At 72.3% G+C, this 16,879-nt stretch carries 16 protein-coding genes and 1 tRNA gene; 11 read left to right on the top strand and 6 right to left on the bottom strand.

What is annotated here, in order from left to right; genetic code table 11:
• Positions 1-5 precede the first annotated feature (5 nt).
• Positions 6-992 carry an HNH endonuclease gene (locus ACRWND_RS03405; protein WP_431945677.1) on the bottom strand — a complete coding sequence of 329 codons (987 nt, stop codon included), beginning with the start codon at positions 990-992 and terminating at the stop codon, positions 6-8.
• Between the two features lie 450 nt (positions 993-1,442).
• Between ACRWND_RS03405 and ACRWND_RS03400 the strand changes: the two genes are divergently transcribed.
• Complete coding sequence (locus ACRWND_RS03400) at positions 1,443-1,937, top strand: YwqJ-related putative deaminase (protein ID WP_431945675.1); 495 nt, start codon at positions 1,443-1,445, stop codon at positions 1,935-1,937.
• Complete coding sequence (locus tag ACRWND_RS03395; protein WP_431945673.1) at positions 1,934-2,413, top strand: SUKH-3 domain-containing protein; 480 nt, start codon at positions 1,934-1,936, stop codon at positions 2,411-2,413. Before ACRWND_RS03400 ends, ACRWND_RS03395 begins: the two co-directional genes overlap by 4 nt.
• 524 nt (positions 2,414-2,937) lie before the next feature.
• Here the strand turns inward: ACRWND_RS03395 and ACRWND_RS03390 are convergent.
• The gene (locus ACRWND_RS03390; RefSeq protein ID WP_431945671.1) at positions 2,938-4,323 is read right to left on the bottom strand and encodes a sensor histidine kinase; all 1,386 of its coding nucleotides are present in this window, start codon (positions 4,321-4,323) and stop codon (positions 2,938-2,940) included.
• Positions 4,324-4,462: 139 nt separating this feature from the next.
• Here ACRWND_RS03390 and ppc point away from each other — a divergent pair, with 139 nt between their 5' ends.
• Positions 4,463-7,192: a phosphoenolpyruvate carboxylase gene (ppc, locus tag ACRWND_RS03385; RefSeq protein WP_431945669.1), complete on the top strand. Its 2,730-nt coding sequence runs from the start codon at positions 4,463-4,465 to the stop codon at positions 7,190-7,192.
• Positions 7,193-7,283: 91 nt separating this feature from the next.
• On the opposite strand, the gene ACRWND_RS03380 is transcribed toward ppc, so the two are convergent.
• Both ACRWND_RS03380 and ACRWND_RS03375 read right to left on the bottom strand, forming a co-directional pair.
• Positions 7,284-7,886: a TetR family transcriptional regulator gene (locus ACRWND_RS03380; RefSeq protein ID WP_431945749.1), complete on the bottom strand. Its 603-nt coding sequence runs from the start codon at positions 7,884-7,886 to the stop codon at positions 7,284-7,286.
• A gap of 76 nt (positions 7,887-7,962) precedes the next feature.
• Positions 7,963-8,952, bottom strand: a complete 990-nt coding sequence (locus ACRWND_RS03375; protein WP_431945667.1) for an acyl-CoA desaturase — start codon at positions 8,950-8,952, stop codon at positions 7,963-7,965.
• A 243-nt stretch (positions 8,953-9,195) separates the two neighbouring features.
• Here ACRWND_RS03375 and ACRWND_RS03370 point away from each other — a divergent pair.
• From ACRWND_RS03370 to ACRWND_RS03340, 7 genes are all read left to right on the top strand, one after another.
• Positions 9,196-9,266: transfer RNA gene (locus ACRWND_RS03370), tRNA-Gln, on the top strand.
• A 106-nt stretch (positions 9,267-9,372) separates the two neighbouring features.
• Positions 9,373-10,812 (top strand): bifunctional UDP-N-acetylglucosamine diphosphorylase/glucosamine-1-phosphate N-acetyltransferase GlmU, encoded by a 1,440-nt coding sequence (gene glmU / locus ACRWND_RS03365; RefSeq protein WP_431945665.1) that lies wholly within the window; start codon positions 9,373-9,375, stop codon positions 10,810-10,812.
• Positions 10,813-10,963: 151 nt separating this feature from the next.
• Positions 10,964-11,941: a ribose-phosphate diphosphokinase gene (locus tag ACRWND_RS03360; protein WP_431945663.1), complete on the top strand. Its 978-nt coding sequence runs from the start codon at positions 10,964-10,966 to the stop codon at positions 11,939-11,941.
• A 227-nt stretch (positions 11,942-12,168) separates the two neighbouring features.
• Entirely contained in the window at positions 12,169-12,771 is a 603-nt protein-coding gene (locus ACRWND_RS03355) for a 50S ribosomal protein L25/general stress protein Ctc (RefSeq protein ID WP_431945661.1), read from the top strand.
• A 64-nt stretch (positions 12,772-12,835) separates the two neighbouring features.
• Positions 12,836-13,438, top strand: a complete 603-nt coding sequence (gene pth, locus ACRWND_RS03350) for an aminoacyl-tRNA hydrolase (protein ID WP_431945659.1) — start codon at positions 12,836-12,838, stop codon at positions 13,436-13,438.
• Positions 13,439-13,487: 49 nt separating this feature from the next.
• The gene (locus tag ACRWND_RS03345) at positions 13,488-13,982 is read left to right on the top strand and encodes a hypothetical protein (RefSeq protein WP_431945657.1); all 495 of its coding nucleotides are present in this window, start codon (positions 13,488-13,490) and stop codon (positions 13,980-13,982) included.
• 156 nt (positions 13,983-14,138) lie between these two features.
• Positions 14,139-14,918 carry an LPXTG cell wall anchor domain-containing protein gene (locus ACRWND_RS03340; RefSeq protein WP_431945655.1) on the top strand — a complete coding sequence of 260 codons (780 nt, stop codon included), beginning with the start codon at positions 14,139-14,141 and terminating at the stop codon, positions 14,916-14,918.
• 59 nt (positions 14,919-14,977) lie between these two features.
• Here the strand turns inward: ACRWND_RS03340 and ACRWND_RS03335 are convergent, their stop codons facing one another.
• Complete coding sequence (locus ACRWND_RS03335) at positions 14,978-15,346, bottom strand: VOC family protein (protein ID WP_431945747.1); 369 nt, start codon at positions 15,344-15,346, stop codon at positions 14,978-14,980.
• 5 nt (positions 15,347-15,351) lie between these two features.
• The gene (locus ACRWND_RS03330) at positions 15,352-16,176 is read right to left on the bottom strand and encodes a trans-aconitate 2-methyltransferase (RefSeq protein ID WP_431945653.1); all 825 of its coding nucleotides are present in this window, start codon (positions 16,174-16,176) and stop codon (positions 15,352-15,354) included.
• Between the two features lie 119 nt (positions 16,177-16,295).
• Here ACRWND_RS03330 and ACRWND_RS03325 point away from each other — a divergent pair, with 119 nt between their 5' ends.
• Positions 16,296-16,793, top strand: coding sequence for a MarR family winged helix-turn-helix transcriptional regulator (locus ACRWND_RS03325; RefSeq protein ID WP_431945651.1), 498 nt, complete (start codon positions 16,296-16,298; stop codon positions 16,791-16,793).
• The last annotated feature ends 86 nt before the right edge of the window (positions 16,794-16,879 follow it).

Raw genomic sequence — 16,879 nt, 5'->3', positions numbered from 1 at the left:
CCGCCTCACCCCTCCACCGGGACGGCGCGGGCGAAGCCGCCGTCCACCATCAGGCGCGCCACCGTAGCCAGCTCCGGCGGATCGCCCGCGAGCGCGGCCAGGAAGGCGTCGAAGTCCTCGCCGCAGGGCAGCAGGAGCACGGCGGCCCGCTCCTCGGTGGAGCCGAAGGCGCCCTCGGCGTCCCGCACGTCGTCGTACGGGCACAGCCACATCGAACCCCGGTCGGCGCCCTGCGCCTTCACCGCGAGCACACCGCCCTGGACGTAGGAGATCGCCAGGTAGTCCTTGGTGAGGTGGTCACGCAGGCATTTGTTGACGTAGACCAGGTCGTTGGCGGCCGCCTCGTCCCGCACGGTGAAGAAGGGCTGGTCGATGAGGAGTCCCAGCATGGGGAGCAGGGCCACACCGCGCGGCGCGCTGCCGCCCGCCGCCTTGAGGAAGGTGCGGTACGCGCCGGGCAGCCGGTAGCCGAGCTCCTCCTCGACGTCCCGCACCTGCTGCTCGGTGACGGCGACCGCGTCCTTGCGCAGGCCGAAGTGGACCGGGCGGGTCTCCTGCAGCGGCCGGGTGCCGCGCTTGTCGTGGTCGGCGGAGGCAGTGGTGGCCAGGCCGCCGTGGTGCCGCAGCAAGGACTTGACCTCGGCGGGGATGAGTTCCAGACGGCGGCTGCCGGCGACGTGGTGCCAGGTCCACCCGTGCGGAGTGGCGACGGGGGAGAGGCTGTCCCACAGCTCGTGACCGGCGGCGTGCAGCGCGGCGTTGGCCGACACGTAGTCGGTGAGCCGGAGTTCGTCGATGCCGAAGCCGTCCGGCGGCTCGGCGATCTCGGCCGCCGCGCGGGCGTAGGGCGAGAAGTCGGGGTAGCCGCGCTCGTCCACGCGTACGCCCTGCGGGTGGCGGGCGCGCCGCACCGGGTCCGGGAAGTGCACGATCTGACCGGCGTAGGCCGCGTTCGGTGGCGCGACCCGGTAGCCGGGCCGACCTGTCGTCATTGCGGATGCCCCCATGCTGAATGCGGTGTTGGGCACAGCCTAGGGGGTGTGCACAAGGTACTTCCCCTGGTTCCGGCACGGAAGGGGGCGAGCTCGGTCGCGTTCTGCGGGCGGCGCGGCCACGCGGTCGACGGGGCCGCCGACTCACCTGTGAGAGCGCGCACGTGAGTCGTCGGCAGCAGGCGGCGGTGGCCGTGTCCCGGCCGGTCCGCTGGGGGCCTCGGCGCTCCTCCCGCCCACGCCGGCGCTACTATCCGTAGAACCACAGGCCAACGCAAGGAGTATCGCTCGCGGGAGTTCGTTACCTGTGTCTCCCAGATGCCATGACATCTGGCACAAAATAAACCTCTCACCTCACAACCGACTTCCGTAACGCCTTGTCCGTTTGGCAGTCTTACGCGCATAGGGGGGCATCCTCCCCGTGAGGACGGATCGGAGGGCCGTACGAAGATGCTGACGAGGGATGCCGCGGACCCGCGGCTCAACTGGGCGCCAGGCGAGGCGCCCCCGCCACCGGTGCTGCGCCACCGGCGCGACGGCATCCTGCCGGCGGTGGCCGCCGCACTGTCCGTCCGGGGCGAGGTCCTCACCTGCACGGGCGTCAAGGCCGACCAGCCGCCCCCGCTGCACCCGCTCGTCCAGGACGTCCTCGACGCCCTCCCCCGCGCACAGCGTGAGCGCTTCGCCGGGCGCTGTCCCGAGCCGGTACTGCTGTCCCGCCACCTCACCACCGTCGACGGATCGCGCAGCAAGCGCGCCGCGCGCAAGCCGCTGACGAACGGCGAGGCCCGCAAGGCCCTCAAGGGCGCCGAGCTCACCGCCCGCCGCATACGCGAGGACGGCGACCCCGCCCACGGCGCCTACGCCCCGCCCTGCCGCTCCTGCCAGGCGCTGCTCGCGCACTTCGGCGTCCGTGCCTTCGACCCGGGAGCCCGCACCGCATGACCTCGGCACGTTTCCCCGCCGGTGTGGCCGCCGCCCTGCGCTCCGCCGGCTGGCAGCCCGGCCGCTGGGACATCCGCCAGGCCGAGGTCTGGGCCGACACGCTCCGCGCCTACGTCTCCCCCGGCGGACACCGGCACAGCGTCTTCCCGGCCGCCGTCGAGGCCTGGGCCGAGTTCGGCGGCCTGACCGTACCGGCCGCCCCCTCCCCCGGCCGCCCCATCGCGCCCGTCGCGGTCCACGTGGACCCGCTCCACGGGCTGCACATGGCCCGCACACTCGGCGACCTGGGCAGGGCGCTGGAAACGGAAGTCGCGCCTCTCGGGGAGGAGTCCGCCGGACAAGGGCAGTTGGCGATCGACGCGGAGGGACGCGTCTACTGCATCGACCACACCGGCGACTACTACATGGGCCCGAGCATCGACGCGGCGCTGGAAGCCCTCACGACGGGCTCGCGCCCGCACCGCCTCACGACCTGACCGCAGGGCGGGGCAGAGCGGCGGCCGGGACAGGTCGGCAGTGCCGGTGGTTCGGCTGCGGCGGCACGCCCACCGCTTCGCACCCCCAGGCACGAGAAACCGGCGGTGGCCGGGGCACGCGCGGCGGCATCCCGCCTGCCCGTGCCGAAGCCTGACGCCGGTGTGAACCGGACGGACGGCAGGTGGACGACGTAGACGGCGACGGACCCGCGAGGGGTGCGGACGGTGGCGCGCAGGGCGCGCGGCCGCCGGGCGCGATGGCGACCGCGCGGGCGCCGGTCAGGGGGAGCGGCCCCACAGGCCGACCGTGTCTGCACCACGTGACGGGGATGGTCGACGCGCAGCGCCGCGTCGTACGCCGGTGCGTTGTCGCCCTGTCCCTCCAGGGCCACCGGCCCCGGAGGCCGCACCCACCGGCAGCACGCCCACCGGGCCCTCACTCCACCAGCCCACTCGCCCCATCCGGCCCATCCGGCCCATCCGCCCACCAGGCCGACCCGGCCCCGGCCACCCCCGCCGCGGCGTCACGCGGGAAGCATCGCGGAGACGCGGAACCCGCCCTCGCCCGTCGCGCCGGCGGCGAACCCCCCGCCCAGCGCGGTGACCCGTTCCCTCATGCCGACCAGTCCGTTGCCCCCGCTGGGCAGCACGAGCGCGGGCTCCCCGTCGGAGGGCCCGTTCTGCACCAGGACCGCGACCTCCGCCTCGCGGTAGGCGAGGCGGATGCGGGCCCGCGCGCCGGGCGCGTGCTTGCGGACGTTGGTGAGCGCTTCCTGCACGACGCGGTAGACCGTGGCCTCGACCCGCGCCGCCAGGGGCCGCTCCTCCCCCTCCACCGTGAGGTCGACGTCCATCCCGGCGGCCCGCGACTCGTCGAGCAGCCCGCTGAGCTCCGCCAGGCACGGCCCCTGCTCGTCGTTCCCCTCGGCGTCCGCGGGCCGGCCCGCGGACGCGCCCGGCGACACGGGCGAGATCCTCACCGTCCCGTCCCGCGCGTCCCCTGCCTCCGCCGCGTCCGCCGCCGCCACGTCCACGCCCACCGGCGCGCCCGCCGGCGCCGCGGCCGTGGCCGGCTCGGCCCGCAGCACGCCCAGCATCTCGCGCAGTTCGTCGAGCGCCTGGCGCCCCATGTCCCCCAGCAGCTGCGCGCTGCCCGAGGCCTTCACCGGGTCCTTGACGGCGATCGCCTGGAGCGCGGCGGCGTGCACGACCATGAGGCTCACCCGGTGCGCGACGACGTCGTGCATCTCGCGCGCGATGCGCGTGCGCTCCTCCATGCGGGCACGCTCCGCTGAGCTCGCGGCCGTCTCGGCGAGCAGCGACAGCTCCCGCTCCAGGCCGTCCGCCCGTTCCCGCAGGCTCTCCACGAGGCGGCGGCGGGCGCCGACGTACAGGCCGAGCAGCACCGGCGGCGCGGTGACACCGACCGCCACGAGCACGGAGGTGAGGACGACCACGGCCAGCGGCGCGTGGTAGGCGGCGGTGCCGAGGTCCCCGTGCATCTCCAGGAAGGTGACGATCAGCATGCCGAGCGTGGTCATCCCCGACAGCACCGCGATGATCCGCCGCGGCACGTCGGAGGCGGCCAGGGTGTAGAGGCCCACGATGCTCAGCAGGAGCCCCATCTGGGCGGGTGTCACAGCGATGGCGACCAGGACGACCAGCACCGGCCAGCGCCTGCGGAGCACCAGCACCGAGCCGACCACGAGCCCGAACAGCGCCGCGACGCCCGGCGAGACCCCGGTCTTCTCCGCGAAGGCCGCGCCCTCCACGAGGCATTCCATGGCCGAGACGAAGGCCAGAACGACATCGAGCACCAGGCTGCGCCGCCTGGGCCACCACCACGGCCCGGCGGACTCCCGGCTTCCTCCGCCGGCCCCGTCCAGTACGTCTTCCCCCGTCGTACTCATACCGGCCAGCCTAGACGCGGGGCTGTCCGCCTGGCGGGCAGCCCCGGTCCGGGCGAAGGCCCCGGCCTATCCTTGGTGCCGTCGGACAGCGCGGTCCGGACATTGCCGCCGACCATCCACTGCACGAGGAGCCGCACCTGTGAGCAGCGCCGACAACACCACCGGCAGCGCCCCCCTCCGCGCGGACATCCGCCGCCTGGGAGACCTTCTCGGCGGGACACTCGTCCGGCAGGAGGGCCCGGAGCTCCTCGATCTGGTCGAGAAGGTGCGGGCACTGACCCGCAGCGACGGCGAGGCCGCCGCCGCCCTGCTCGGCGAGACCGATCTGGAGACCGCGGCCAAGCTGGTACGGGCGTTCTCCACCTACTTCCACCTCGCGAACGTCACCGAGCAGGTGCACCGCGGCCGTGAACTGCGCTCGCGCAGGGCGGTCGACGGAGGGCTGCTGGCCCGTACGGTCGACCTGCTCAAGGACGCCGACCCGGAGCACCTGCGCCAGACGGTGCGCAACCTCAACGTGCGCCCCGTCTTCACCGCGCACCCCACCGAGGCGGCCCGCCGCAGCGTGCTGAACAAGCTGCGGGTGATCGCCGCCCTGCTGGAGGAGTCCAGCACGGCCGGCGGCGACCGCCGCCGCAGCGACCTTCGGCTGGCCGAGAACATCGATCTGCTCTGGCAGACCGACGAACTGCGGGTCGTGCGCCCCGAACCCGCCGACGAGGCGCGCAACGCCATCTACTACCTGGACGAGTTGCACGCCGGCGCGGTCGGCGACGTGCTCGAGGACCTGGCGGTCGAGCTCGACCGGGTCGGCGTGCCGCTGCCCGCGGAGACCCGCCCGCTGACCTTCGGCACCTGGATCGGCGGCGACCGGGACGGCAACCCCAACGTGACCCCGCAGGTCACCTGGGACGTGCTGATCCTGCAGCACGAGCACGGCATCACCGACGCCCTGGCGCTGGTCGACGAACTGCGCGCGGCGCTGTCCAACTCGATCCGCAACTGCGGCGCCTCCCCCGAGCTGCTGGCCGACCTGGAGGAGGACCTGCGGCGCCTGCCGGAGATCAGCCCCCGCTACAAGCGGCTGAACGCGGAGGAGCCCTACCGCCTCAAGGCCACCTGCATCCGGCAGAAGCTGCTCAACACCCGGGAGCGGCTGGCCGCCGGCACACCGCACGTGCCCGGCCGCGACTACCTCGGCACCACCGGCCTCCTGGCCGATCTGCGGCTGCTGCAGGACTCGCTGCGCGCCAACCGCGGCGAGCTGATCGCCACCGGCCGGCTGGACCGGACCATCCGCACGATCGCCGCCTTCGGCCTGCAACTGGCCACGATGGACGTCCGCGAGCACGCCGACGCCCACCACCACGCCCTGGGCCAGCTCTTCGACCGGCTGGGCGAGGAGTCCTGGCGGTACGCGGACATGCCGCGGGACTACCGGCGCAAACTGCTCGCCAAGGAGCTGCGGTCGCGGCGTCCGCTGGCGCCCTCCCCCGCGCCGCTGGACGCCGCGGGGGCGAAGACGCTGGGCGTCTTCCACACGGTGCGGGAGGCCTTCGAGCGGTTCGGGCCGGAGATCGTCGAGTCGTACATCATCTCCATGTGCCTGGGCTCCGACGACGTCTTCGCGGCGGCGGTGCTGGCCCGTGAGGCCGGGCTGATCGACCTGCACGCGGGCGTCGCCAAGATCGGCATCGTGCCGCTGCTGGAGACCACCGACGAGCTGAAGGTCGCCGACCGGCTGCTCGACGAGATGCTCTCCGACCCCTCCTACCGCAAGCTCGTCTCGCTCCGCGGCGACGTGCAGGAGGTCATGCTGGGCTACAGCGACTCGTCGAAGTTCGGCGGCATCACGACCTCGCAGTGGGAGATCCACCGGGCGCAGCGCCGGCTGCGCGACGTGGCGCACCGCCACGGGGTGCGGCTGCGGCTGTTCCACGGCCGCGGCGGCACGGTCGGCCGGGGCGGCGGCCCGACGCACGACGCGATCCTGGCGCAGCCGTGGGGCACGCTGGAGGGCGAGATCAAGGTGACCGAGCAAGGCGAGGTCATCTCCGACAAGTACCTGATCCCGTCCCTGGCGAGGGAGAACCTGGAACTGACGGTCTCGGCCACGCTGCAGGCCTCGGCGCTGCACACCGCGCCCCGGCAGTCCGAGGAGGCGCTGTCGCGCTGGGACGCGGCCATGGACGTGGTCTCCGACGCCGCGCACGAGGCGTACCGGCGGCTGGTGGAGGATCCGGACCTGCCGGCGTACTTCTTCGCCTCCACCCCGGTGGACCAGCTGGCCGAGCTGCACCTGGGCTCGCGCCCCTCGCGCCGCCCGGACAGCGGGGCCGGCCTGGACGGGCTGCGGGCCATCCCGTGGGTGTTCGGCTGGACGCAGTCGCGGCAGATCGTGCCCGGCTGGTTCGGCGTGGGATCAGGCCTCAAGGCCGCCCGCGAGGCGGGCCTGGAGGCGGACATCGCCGAGGCGTACGAGCAGTGGCACTTCTTCCGGAACTTCCTGTCCAACGTCGAGATGACGCTGGCCAAGACGGACCTGCGGATCGCCGGGCACTACGTCGACACCCTGGTGCCGGACGAGCTCCGGCACGTCTTCGACGCGATCAAGGCCGAGCACGAGCTGACGGTCGCCGAGGTGCTGCGGATCACCGGTGAGGACGCGCTCCTGGACGCGCAGCCGGTGCTCCAGCAGACCTTCCGGATCCGGGACGCCTACCTGGACCCGATCTCCTATCTGCAGGTGGCGCTCCTGCACCGGCAGCGCGAGGCCGCCGCGCGGGGCGAGGAGCCCGACCCGCTGCTCGCCCGCGCGCTGCTGCTGACGGTCAACGGCGTGGCGGCGGGGCTGCGCAACACCGGCTGACCTGGCCCCTCTGGACACGGCGAGGGCGGTGCCTCCCCGCAGGGGGAGGTACCGCCCTCGCCGTCGCGCCGGGGCGTCGCCCGCGACGGCGTCAGTTCTTGCGGTGGCCGATCAGGCGGGGCCTGGGCTCCAGTCCGGACAGCCCGTTCCAGGAGAGGTTCACCAGATGGGCGACGACCTCCGCCTTCTTGGGCTTCTGGGCGTCCAGCCACCACTGCCCGGTGAGCGCGACCATCCCGACCAGCGCCTGCGCGTAGAGCGGGGCGAGCTTGGCGTCGAAGCCGCGCTGCTTGAACTCCATGCCCAGGATGTCCTCCACCTGGGTGGCGATGTCACTGATCAACGAGGCGAAGGTGCCGGTCGACTGGGCGACCGGCGAGTCCCGGACGAGGATCCGGAAGCCGTCGGTGTCCTGCTCGATGTAGTCGAGCAGGGCGAAGGCGGCCTCTTCCAGCAGTTCCCGGGGGTGGCCACCGGTCAGGGCACCGGTGACCATGTCCAGCAGGCAGCGCATCTCACGGTCCACGACGACGGCGTAGAGGCCTTCCTTGCCGCCGAAGTGCTCGTACACGACCGGCTTGGACACGCCCGCCTTGTGGGCGATCTCCTCGACGGAGGTGCCCTCGAAACCGCGTTCGGCGAAGAGCGCGCGCCCCACGTCGAGGAGTTGCTCGCGGCGTTCCTTGCCCGTCATGCGCACCCGCCGGGTACGCCGCGACGGTGCGCCGTCGCTGCCCCTGCTGCTACTTCTGCCGTCGCTCACCCGCCCATCATGCCGCTTCGCCGACGTCCTCCCGGCGGCGGGCCGCGATGCGGTCAGCGCTCGGCCACCGTACGTCACTGGCCCAGCCGAGGAGTTCGAACCAGCGGATGATGCGGGCGCTGGAGTCGATCTGGCCGCGCAGCACCCCGTGCCGGGCAGCGGTGGGGTCGGCGTGGTGCAGGTTGTGCCAGGACTCGCCGCAGGACAGCACGGCCAGCCACCAGACGTTGCCCGACTTGTCGCGGGAGCGGAAGGGGCGCTTGCCGACCGCGTGGCAGATCGAGTTGATCGACCAGGTGACGTGGTGCAGCAGGGCCACGCGGACCAGGGAGCCCCAGAAGAAGGCGGTGGCCGCACCGGTCCAGGACATCGTCGCCAGGCCGCCGATCAGCGGCGGGAGCAGCAGGGAGACCGTCGTCCACAGCCAGAAGTCGCGGCTGATCCGGCGGATCGCCGGGTCCTTGATCAGGTCGGGGGCGTACTTGTGCTGGGGGGTCTGCTCCTCGTCGAACATCCATCCCATGTGGGCCCACCACAGGCCCTTGAGCAGGGCGGGGACGGTCTCGCCGTACCGCCAGGGGCTGTGCGGGTCGCCTTCGGCGTCGGAGAACTTGTGGTGCCTGCGGTGGTCGGCGACCCAGCGCACGATCGGCCCCTCGACCGCCATCGACCCGGCGATGGCCAGGGCGATCTTCAGCGGGCGCTTGGCCTTGAACGAGCCGTGCGTGAAGTGCCGGTGGAAGCCGATGGTGATGCCGTGGCAGCCGAGGAAGTACATCCCCACCATCAGCCCGAGGTCGAGCCAGCTCATGCCCCATCCCCAGGCGAGCGGGACGGCCGCGACAAGGGCGAGGAAGGGGATGCCGATGAAGAGTCCGAGGGTGATCTGCTCGAGCGACTGCTTCTTGTCACCACCGAGGGTGGCGCGGGGAGCGGGGGCCCCGCCGCCGGCACCGGGGTCCGGGGACTCGGTGATCACGTCGGTCTGTGTGGTCATGGTGGTCCCTCAATGAAGGTCGGGGGCTACGCCACCGTAACTTACGGCTTCGTAAGTATGGCAGCGCTAAGTTGCGGACGGCCAGAGCGCGCGTGTCGACGCTATGCGGCTCTTGTGAGATGTACCCACGTTCGTGGAGGGACAGCACCGGTCTTTCTCGTCGCACGGGAGGCGGCCAGTGCGGCATAGTGGTGGGGGCCGGCGGGGCAGGTGGACGGATATCCTGCTCGGCCGGGGCGTCCATCCGCTGTGGTGTAACGGCAGCACTGAGGGTTTTGGTCCCTTAAGTCCGGGTTCGAATCCTGGCAGCGGAGCGCGGGTGGAAGGGTCGCGGCGAGCGCCGCGACCCTTCCGCGTTCACCGCCCGAAACGCCCCGGTATCCTTCGGGTGACCATCACCCCACGCCGAGGAGCCCTTCCGTGAGCGCCCACCGCCCGGCTGCCGTCATCGTCCTTGCCGCGGGTGAGGGCACCCGTATGAAGTCCGCGACTCCCAAGGTCCTGCACGCGATCAGCGGCCGGACACTGGTCGGGCACGTCGTGGCGGCGGCCCGCGCGCTCGAGCCCGAGCACCTGCTGGTCGTCGTCGGCCACGCCCGCGAGCAGGTGACCGCCCACCTGGCCGAGACCGACGCGTCGGTCCGCACCGCCGTGCAGTACGAGCGGAACGGCACCGGCCACGCCGTCCGGGCCGGCCTCGCGGAACTCCCGGAGCTGACCGGCACGGTGGTGATCGCCGCAGGCGACACCCCGCTGCTCACCCCGGACACCCTGCGCGCGCTGGTCGAGGCGCACGCCGCCGACGGCAACGCCGTCACCGTGCTGACCGCCGAGGTGCCCGACCCGACCGGCTACGGCCGCATCGTCCGCGGCGACGACGGCTCGGTGCTCGCCATCGTCGAGCAGAAGGACGCCACCGACGAGCAGCGGGCGCTGCGTGAGATCAACTCCGGGGTGTACGCCTTCGACGCACAACTGCTCGCGGAGGCGCTGGCCAAGGTGACCACCGACAACGCCCAGGGCGAGGAGTACCTCACCGACACCCTCGGCATCCTGCGCGAGGCCGGCCACCGCGTCGGCGCCTCGGCCGCCGAGGACCACCGGGAGATCGCCGGCATCAACAACCGCGTACAGCTCGCCGAGGCCCGCCGCATCCTCAACGACCGGCTGCTGAACCGGGCGATGCTGGCCGGCGCGACGATCATGGACCCGGTGTCGACCTGGGTGGACGTCACGGTGGAGTTCGCACCCGACACCCTTGTACTGCCGAACACCCAGCTCTACGGCACGACCCGGCTCGCCCCGGGCGCCGAGGTCGGCCCCAACTGCACGCTGACCGACACATCGGTCGGCCCCGGCGCGACGGTGAGCAACACCGTGGCCGTGGGCGCGGAGATCGGCGAGGCCGCCACGGTCGGCCCCTACGCCTATCTGCGCCCGGGCACCCGGCTCGGCCCGAAGTCGAAGGCCGGCACCTACGTCGAGATGAAGAACGCCACCGTCGGCGAGGGCACCAAGGTGCCGCATCTGTCGTACGTCGGCGACGCGACGATCGGCGACCACACCAACATCGGCGCCGCCAGCGTCTTCGTGAACTACGACGGGCAGCACAAGCACCACACCACGATCGGCTCCCACTGCCGCACCGGCTCCGACAACATGTTCGTGGCCCCCGTGACAGTCGGGGACGGCGCCTACACCGCCGCGGGCTCGGTGATCACCAAGGACGTGCCGGCCGGTTCGCTCGCCGTCGCGCGCGGGCAGCAGCGCAACATCGAGGGCTGGGTGGCCAGGAAGCGGCCCGGCAGCGCCGCGGCCCACGCCGCCGAACAGGCCGCCCAGGCAGCCCCGGAGGTCTGACCGGCCACGCGGCTGACGGGGAGCGGAGGCGAAGTGGCCTTCCCCACGTGCGCGGTCGCGCCATGCAGCGCGTACCGTGTGAGGTGCACACAATTCCGCCAGCTCCCCTGACCGAAGGCGAAGCTGCGTTGAACACCAAGGAGACGGTGCAGTGACCGGGATCAAGACGACCGGTGAGAAGAAGCTCATGCTCTTCTCCGGCCGCGCACACCCCGAGCTCGCGGAGGAGGTGGCACGTGAGCTGGGCGTCAACCTTGTGCCGACGAAGGCCTTCGACTTCGCGAACGGCGAGATCTACGTGCGCTTCGAGGAGTCGGCGCGCGGCTCGGACGCCTTCGTCATACAGAGCCACACCGCTCCCATCAACAAGTGGCTCATGGAGCAGCTGATCATGATCGACGCGCTGAAGCGGGCCTCCGCCAAGCGCATCACCGTGGTCGTGCCCTTCTACGGCTACGCCCGCCAGGACAAGAAGCACCGCGGCCGCGAGCCGATCTCGGCCCGCCTTGTCGCCGACCTGATGAAGACCGCGGGCGCCGACCGCATCCTCACCGTCGACCTGCACACCGACCAGATCCAGGGCTTCTTCGACGGCCCGGTGGACCACCTGTTCGCGCTGCCGATCCTGGCGGACTACGTGGCCGCGAAGGTCGACCGCTCGAAGCTGACCGTCGTCTCCCCCGACGCCGGCCGGGTGCGCGTGGCCGACCGCTGGTGCGACCGCCTGGGTGCGCCGCTGGCGATCGTCCACAAGCGGCGCGACCCGGACGTCGCCAACCAGGTCACCGTGCACGAGGTGGTCGGCGATGTGCGCGGCCGCATCTGCGTCCTGGTGGACGACATGATCGACACCGGCGGCACCATCTGCGCCGCGGCCGACGCGCTGTTCGCCAACGGCGCCGAGGACGTCATCGTGACCGCCACCCACGGCGTCCTGTCCGGCCCGGCCGCGGACCGGCTGAAGAACTCCCGGGTCAGCGAGTTCGTCTTCACCGACACGCTGCCGACGCCGGGCGAGCTCCACCTGGACAAGATCACGGTGCTGTCGATCGCTCCGACGATCGCCAACGCGGTCCGCGAGGTCTTCGAGGACGGCTCCGTGACCAGCCTCTTCGAAGACGGGCACTGACACGGGCGCCCACCGCGCACCACGGTCGCGGGCCGCGTTGCGCGCCCACTGATCGATTTCCGGGGCGGCCTCCCCGCCGGGTAGACTCAGCGAGTTGCTCGGCGAGGGAGGCCGTCCGCGTCTGTGCGGGCCCTCCGTTATCGACGCGCTCCTCGCAAGTGGAACGGCCCGTCGTGGGCTGGGCGACCGACACGAGTCCCGTCGTCTCCACGAGGAGTGTGATCCCCATGTCCGAGGTCCAGATCACCGCGCAGGTGCGTACCGAGTTCGGCAAGGGCGCGGCCCGTCGCGTCCGCCGTGCCCACCAGGTCCCCGGCGTCATCTACGGCCACGGCGCCGAGCCCAAGCACGTCACCCTGCCCGGCCACGAGCTGCTGCTCGCCCTGCGCACCCCGAACGTCCTGATCAGCCTGGACATCGAGGGCGACGGCAAGGAGCTGGTCATCCCCAAGGCCGTCCAGCGCGACCCGCTGAAGGGCTTCCTGGAGCACGTGGACCTGCTCGCGGTCAAGCGCGGCGAGAAGGTCACCGTCGAGGTCGTCGTCAGCACCGAGGGCGAGCTGGCCCCGGGCGGCAACCTGCTGGAGCACGTCCTGAACTCGCTGCCGGTCGAGGCCGAGGCGACCCACATCCCCGACGGCGTCACCGTCTCCGTCGAGGGCCTGGAGGCCGGTACCTCCATCCTCGCCAAGGACATCCCGCTGCCCAAGGGCACCACGCTGGCCGTCGACGAGGACACCGTCGTCCTGCAGGTCGTCGCCGCCCAGGCCGAGGCTCCCGCCGAGGGCGAGGGCGCCGAGGGCGAGGGCGCCGAGGCCGCTGCCGAGTAAGAGGTCGCACGCGCTTCCCGGCCGCCGCCCCACTCCGCGAGGAGCGGGGCGGCGGTCCTGTTGAATGGACGGCATGAGCATGAGCGCAGCGGAAAGCGCCCCCGAGGGGCCCTGGCTGGTGGCGGGTCTGGGCAACCCCGGACCGGAGTACGCCGGCAACCGGCACAACATCGGCTTCATGGTCGCCGATCTGCTCGCCGAACGGATCGGCGGGCGCTTCAAGACCCACAAGAGCCGGTCCCAGGTCGTCGAGGGACGCATCGGCGGCCGCCGCGTCGTGCTGGCCAAGCCGATGACGTACATGAACCTCTCCGGCGGCCCGGTGACGGCGCTGCGCGACTTCTACAAGGTGCCGCTCGGCAACCTCGTCGCGGTGCACGACGAGTTGGACATCGACTACGCCACCCTGCGGCTGAAGATGGGCGGCGGCGACAACGGCCACAACGGCCTGAAGTCGATCACCAAGGCGCTCGGCCCCGAATACCTGCGGGTGCGCTGCGGCATCGGTCGCCCGCCGGGCCGGATGCAGGTCGCGGACTTCGTCCTCAAGGACTTCTCCTCGGCCGAGCGCAAGGAGCTCGAGTGGTTCGTGGACCGCGCGGCCGACGCGGTCGAGTCGCTCATCCGTGAAGGCCTGGAGAAAGCGCAGAGCACCTACAACGGGTGACCGGAGCGCGAGTTGACCGAGTGCCGGGCGATGGCCAAGGATCGCCCGCATGGTCAAACGGAGTCTTGCCCGCCGCACCGCCGAAAGCGTCCGGGGCCTGCTGCTGGTCGGCCGCATCGTCCTGCTGGGCGCACTGGTCCTGATCATGTTGGCGGCCGGAGTGTGGACCTCGTGGAAGACCGCCCAGCACGTCATGCTCACCAAGGGCCGCGAGCAGGGCACCATGACGGTCTCCGCCTGCGGCCCCGGCACCTGCACCGGGCCCTTCGTGCCCGAGGGCCTCGGCTCGCCCCGGGACGAGGTGACGATCGACAAGGCGGTCACCCACCGCACCGGCGAGCGGATACCGGTGGCGGTCAAGCCCGGCACGGACGACGTCGTGCGCAGCGGGCTCCCCGGCGTGCTGCACGCCTGGATTCCGCTGGGCGGCGCTCTCCTGCTGGCCGCGCTGGTCCTGGCCGGGGGTCTGCGCTGGCCGCGCACTGCCTGGACCGCCGCCGCGGCCGGCGCCGCGCTCCTCGGGGCGGCCTTTCTCACCTCGTGAGGGCGGGTGGCCTGATCGTTATCCCGCATCCATGGGGCATAGGGGACGCCGTGTGATCAATGGGCACGGAGCTTTCTTGACGTGTCGGTGATCGACAGAGGAATCTGGGCACCTCCCCCCGCATTCCGTCTTTCACACCTTGAAGGTGGTATGCCCATGCGCGCCCTCACCACGGCGTGCGCGGCGACGGTGGCCCTGGCAGCGTCCGCGCTGTTCGCCCCCGCCGCCCTCGCGCACAACGCTCCCGGCGACAACGGCAATGTGAAGATCCACGACGCGAAGACCGGCGAGGAGCTCCACCAGAACGAGCCGCACGTCTGCACCTTCTATCTCGACGGCTTCCGCTTCGACGGCGCCCAGCAGGCCGACTGGCACATCGAGCGGTGGTCCCCGACCGGCGGTGACAAGGGCGAGACGGTGAAGTCCGGCTCGCTGGCCCTCGACGGTTCCGGACACGAGCGCACGGAGGACCAGGCCCTCCCGGACGGCCACTACAAGCTCTTCTGGAACTTCGACGGGGAGCACGGCAAGGCCAAGCACAAGGTGTTCTGGGTCGACTGCGCGGACGACGGCGAAGGCGACGGCGGCACCGGGACGCAGCCTCCGGGCTCCGCCTCGCCGACCGCCTCGCAGCCGCCCACCGGCTCGGCGTCCCCCACGGCCCCGCAGCCGCCCGCCGCTTCCGGGGCGCCGTCGGCGTCCGCTCCGGGAACCGGTGAGCAGCCGAACGGCTCGGCCCCCGCCACCGCGGCCCCGTCCGGCACGGACTCCACCCCGGCGGGCTCCCCCGGCGCCTCCGACACGTCCGGCACGGAGGGCGGCGGGTTGGCCGAGACCGGCGCGCAGGTCGGCGGCCTCGCCCTCGGCGCGCTGCTGCTGGTGGGCGCGGGCGCCGTGCTGGTGACGCGCCGCCGCAAGGGCGCCGCGCAGCACTGACCGGGCGGATACGCGCCGGCCGCGCCGGTCCCCCGCAGGGGACCGGCGCGGCCGGCGCTTCACACGGCGCCGACGGGCTCGAGGAACTCCAGACGGTTGCCGCACGGGTCGTCGGTGTAGAAGCGGCGGTGTCCCGGCAGGGCGCCGTCCCAGACGACCACGGCGCCACGGGCCTCCAGCCGGTCCGCGTAGGCCTCGATGCCGCTGACCCGCAGGCCCGGATGGGCCTTCCGCGCGGGGCGGAAGTCCTCCTCGACGCCGATGTGCAGCTGGACCGGGCCGGCGGCGAACCAGCAGCCGCCGCGGGCGGCGAGTACCGGCGGCTTGGGGACCTCGCTCATCCCCAGGACCCCCGCATAGAAGGCGCGCAGGGTCTCCTCGGAGCCGGGCGGGGCGGCGAGCTGGACATGGTCGAGGGCGGTGATCACCGGGGTCATCTCGCTTTCCGTGCCACGGCGAAGATCCGCCGGAAGGGGAAGACGGTGCCGTGCGGCCCCGCCGGATAGGCCTTGCGCAGCAGGTCCCGGTACTGGTCGAGGAACTCGGCGGTGGCCTCGGGGTCGGCCTCCAGGGCGGTCAGCACAGGGCGCAGCGCCGTCCCCTTGGTCCATTCGAGGACCGCGTCCTCGCCCTGCAGGAGCTGCACATAGGTGGTCTCCCAGACGTCGACGTCCACCTCGATCTCGGGGATCTCGATCAGCCGTTCCAGGTAGTCGGCGGGCTGGAGGATGTGGACATAGCGCCGGCCGTGGCCGTCGCCGAGGCGGTCCCGCCAGGCCGGGGAGTCGCAGAGGTCGCCCAGCAGCGCGTGACTGGGCGAGGTGAAGTTGCCGGGGACCTGGAAGGCGAGGACGCCACCGGGGGCGAGGTGCTCCACCCAGAGGGGGAAGCGCTCGGCGTGGCCCTCCACCCACTGCAGGGCGGCGTTGGAGACGATCAGGTCGTAGGTGTCGTCGGGTGTCCAGTGGGCGGCGTCGGCGGCACGGAAGGTCAGGCTGCCGCCGCCGGGGGTGGGACCCTCGTGGGCGCGTGCCGCCTCCAGCATCTCGGCGGAGCTGTCGAGACCGGTGATGCGGGCGCCGGGCCAGCGCTGCGCGAGGAGGGCGGTCACATTGCCCGGGCCGCAGCCGATGTCGGCTATCCGCGGGCCGGCCGAGGGGAGCTCGGGTATCCGTGCCAGCAGATCGTGGAAGGGCCGGGTGCGGTGGGTGGAGTGACGCAGATACTGCTGGGGGTCCCAGTCTGTTGCTGTGGACATGTTTCGAACTCCCTGGCGAGGACGCATCTCTTCTGCCGCCGACCTTGCCCACAAGCTCGCCGGGCTAATCTCTTGACATCAAGAGACTTCATGTCGACACAACCACTACACTGATCCTCATGGAGGACGAGGTCGATCGGCTGGTCGCTGCGTGGCGCCGGGAGCGCCCTGACCTCGACGTCGAGCCACTCGAGGTGCTCAGCCGGGTCAGCAGGCTGGCGCGGCACCTGGACCGGGCCCGCAGGCTCGCGTTCTCCGAGCACGGTCTCGAGCCCTGGGAGTTCGACGTGCTCACCTCCCTGCGCCGCGCGGGGGCGCCCTACCAGCTCTCCCCCGGAGCGCTGCTGACCCAGACGCTGGTCACCTCCGGCACGATGACCAACCGGATCGACCGGCTCGCCAAGAAGGGGCTCGTGGAGCGGCTGCCCGACCCGTCGGACCGGCGCGGTGTCCTCGTACGGCTCACCCCGGAGGGGCGGGACCGCGCAGACCAGGCCCTGGCGGGCCTGCTGGCCCAGGAGCGGGCCATCCTCGCGCAGCTCACCGGCCGCCAGCGCGGGGAACTCGCGAATTTGCTCCGACAGTTGACCGCGCCGTTCGACAACATCCCCGGCTGACGCCCGGCGACGCGGCGTGACGCCCCTGGGAATGATCACGGACGGCCACGCTCCGCCACCAGTTGCGCACACAAAGTGGCGCACTT

It is taken from the genome of Actinacidiphila sp. bgisy167 (assembly GCF_965342175.1).
Lineage (GTDB): Bacteria > Actinomycetota > Actinomycetes > Streptomycetales > Streptomycetaceae > Actinacidiphila.
This window is presented reverse-complemented; position numbering and strand designations above follow the sequence as displayed.

Bases quoted from the DNA above. Each gene is read 5' to 3' on its own strand.
- ACRWND_RS03325 (WP_431945651.1), top strand. From the start codon at position 16,296: ATGGAGGACGAGGTCGATCGGCTGGTCGCTGCGTGGCGCCGGGAGCGC.
- ACRWND_RS03340 (WP_431945655.1), top strand. From the start codon at position 14,139: ATGCGCGCCCTCACCACGGCGTGCGCGGCGACGGTGGCCCTGGCAGCG.
- ACRWND_RS03395 (WP_431945673.1), top strand. From the start codon at position 1,934: ATGACCTCGGCACGTTTCCCCGCCGGTGTGGCCGCCGCCCTGCGCTCC.
- ACRWND_RS03330 (WP_431945653.1), bottom strand. From the start codon at position 16,176: ATGTCCACAGCAACAGACTGGGACCCCCAGCAGTATCTGCGTCACTCC.
- ACRWND_RS03400 (WP_431945675.1), top strand. From the start codon at position 1,443: ATGCTGACGAGGGATGCCGCGGACCCGCGGCTCAACTGGGCGCCAGGC.
- ACRWND_RS03390 (WP_431945671.1), bottom strand. From the start codon at position 4,323: ATGAGTACGACGGGGGAAGACGTACTGGACGGGGCCGGCGGAGGAAGC.
- ACRWND_RS03405 (WP_431945677.1), bottom strand. From the start codon at position 992: ATGACGACAGGTCGGCCCGGCTACCGGGTCGCGCCACCGAACGCGGCC.
- ACRWND_RS03355 (WP_431945661.1), top strand. From the start codon at position 12,169: ATGTCCGAGGTCCAGATCACCGCGCAGGTGCGTACCGAGTTCGGCAAG.
- ACRWND_RS03375 (WP_431945667.1), bottom strand. From the start codon at position 8,952: ATGACCACACAGACCGACGTGATCACCGAGTCCCCGGACCCCGGTGCC.
- ACRWND_RS03380 (WP_431945749.1), bottom strand. From the start codon at position 7,886: ATGACGGGCAAGGAACGCCGCGAGCAACTCCTCGACGTGGGGCGCGCG.
- pth (WP_431945659.1), top strand. From the start codon at position 12,836: ATGGACGGCATGAGCATGAGCGCAGCGGAAAGCGCCCCCGAGGGGCCC.
- ACRWND_RS03345 (WP_431945657.1), top strand. From the start codon at position 13,488: ATGGTCAAACGGAGTCTTGCCCGCCGCACCGCCGAAAGCGTCCGGGGC.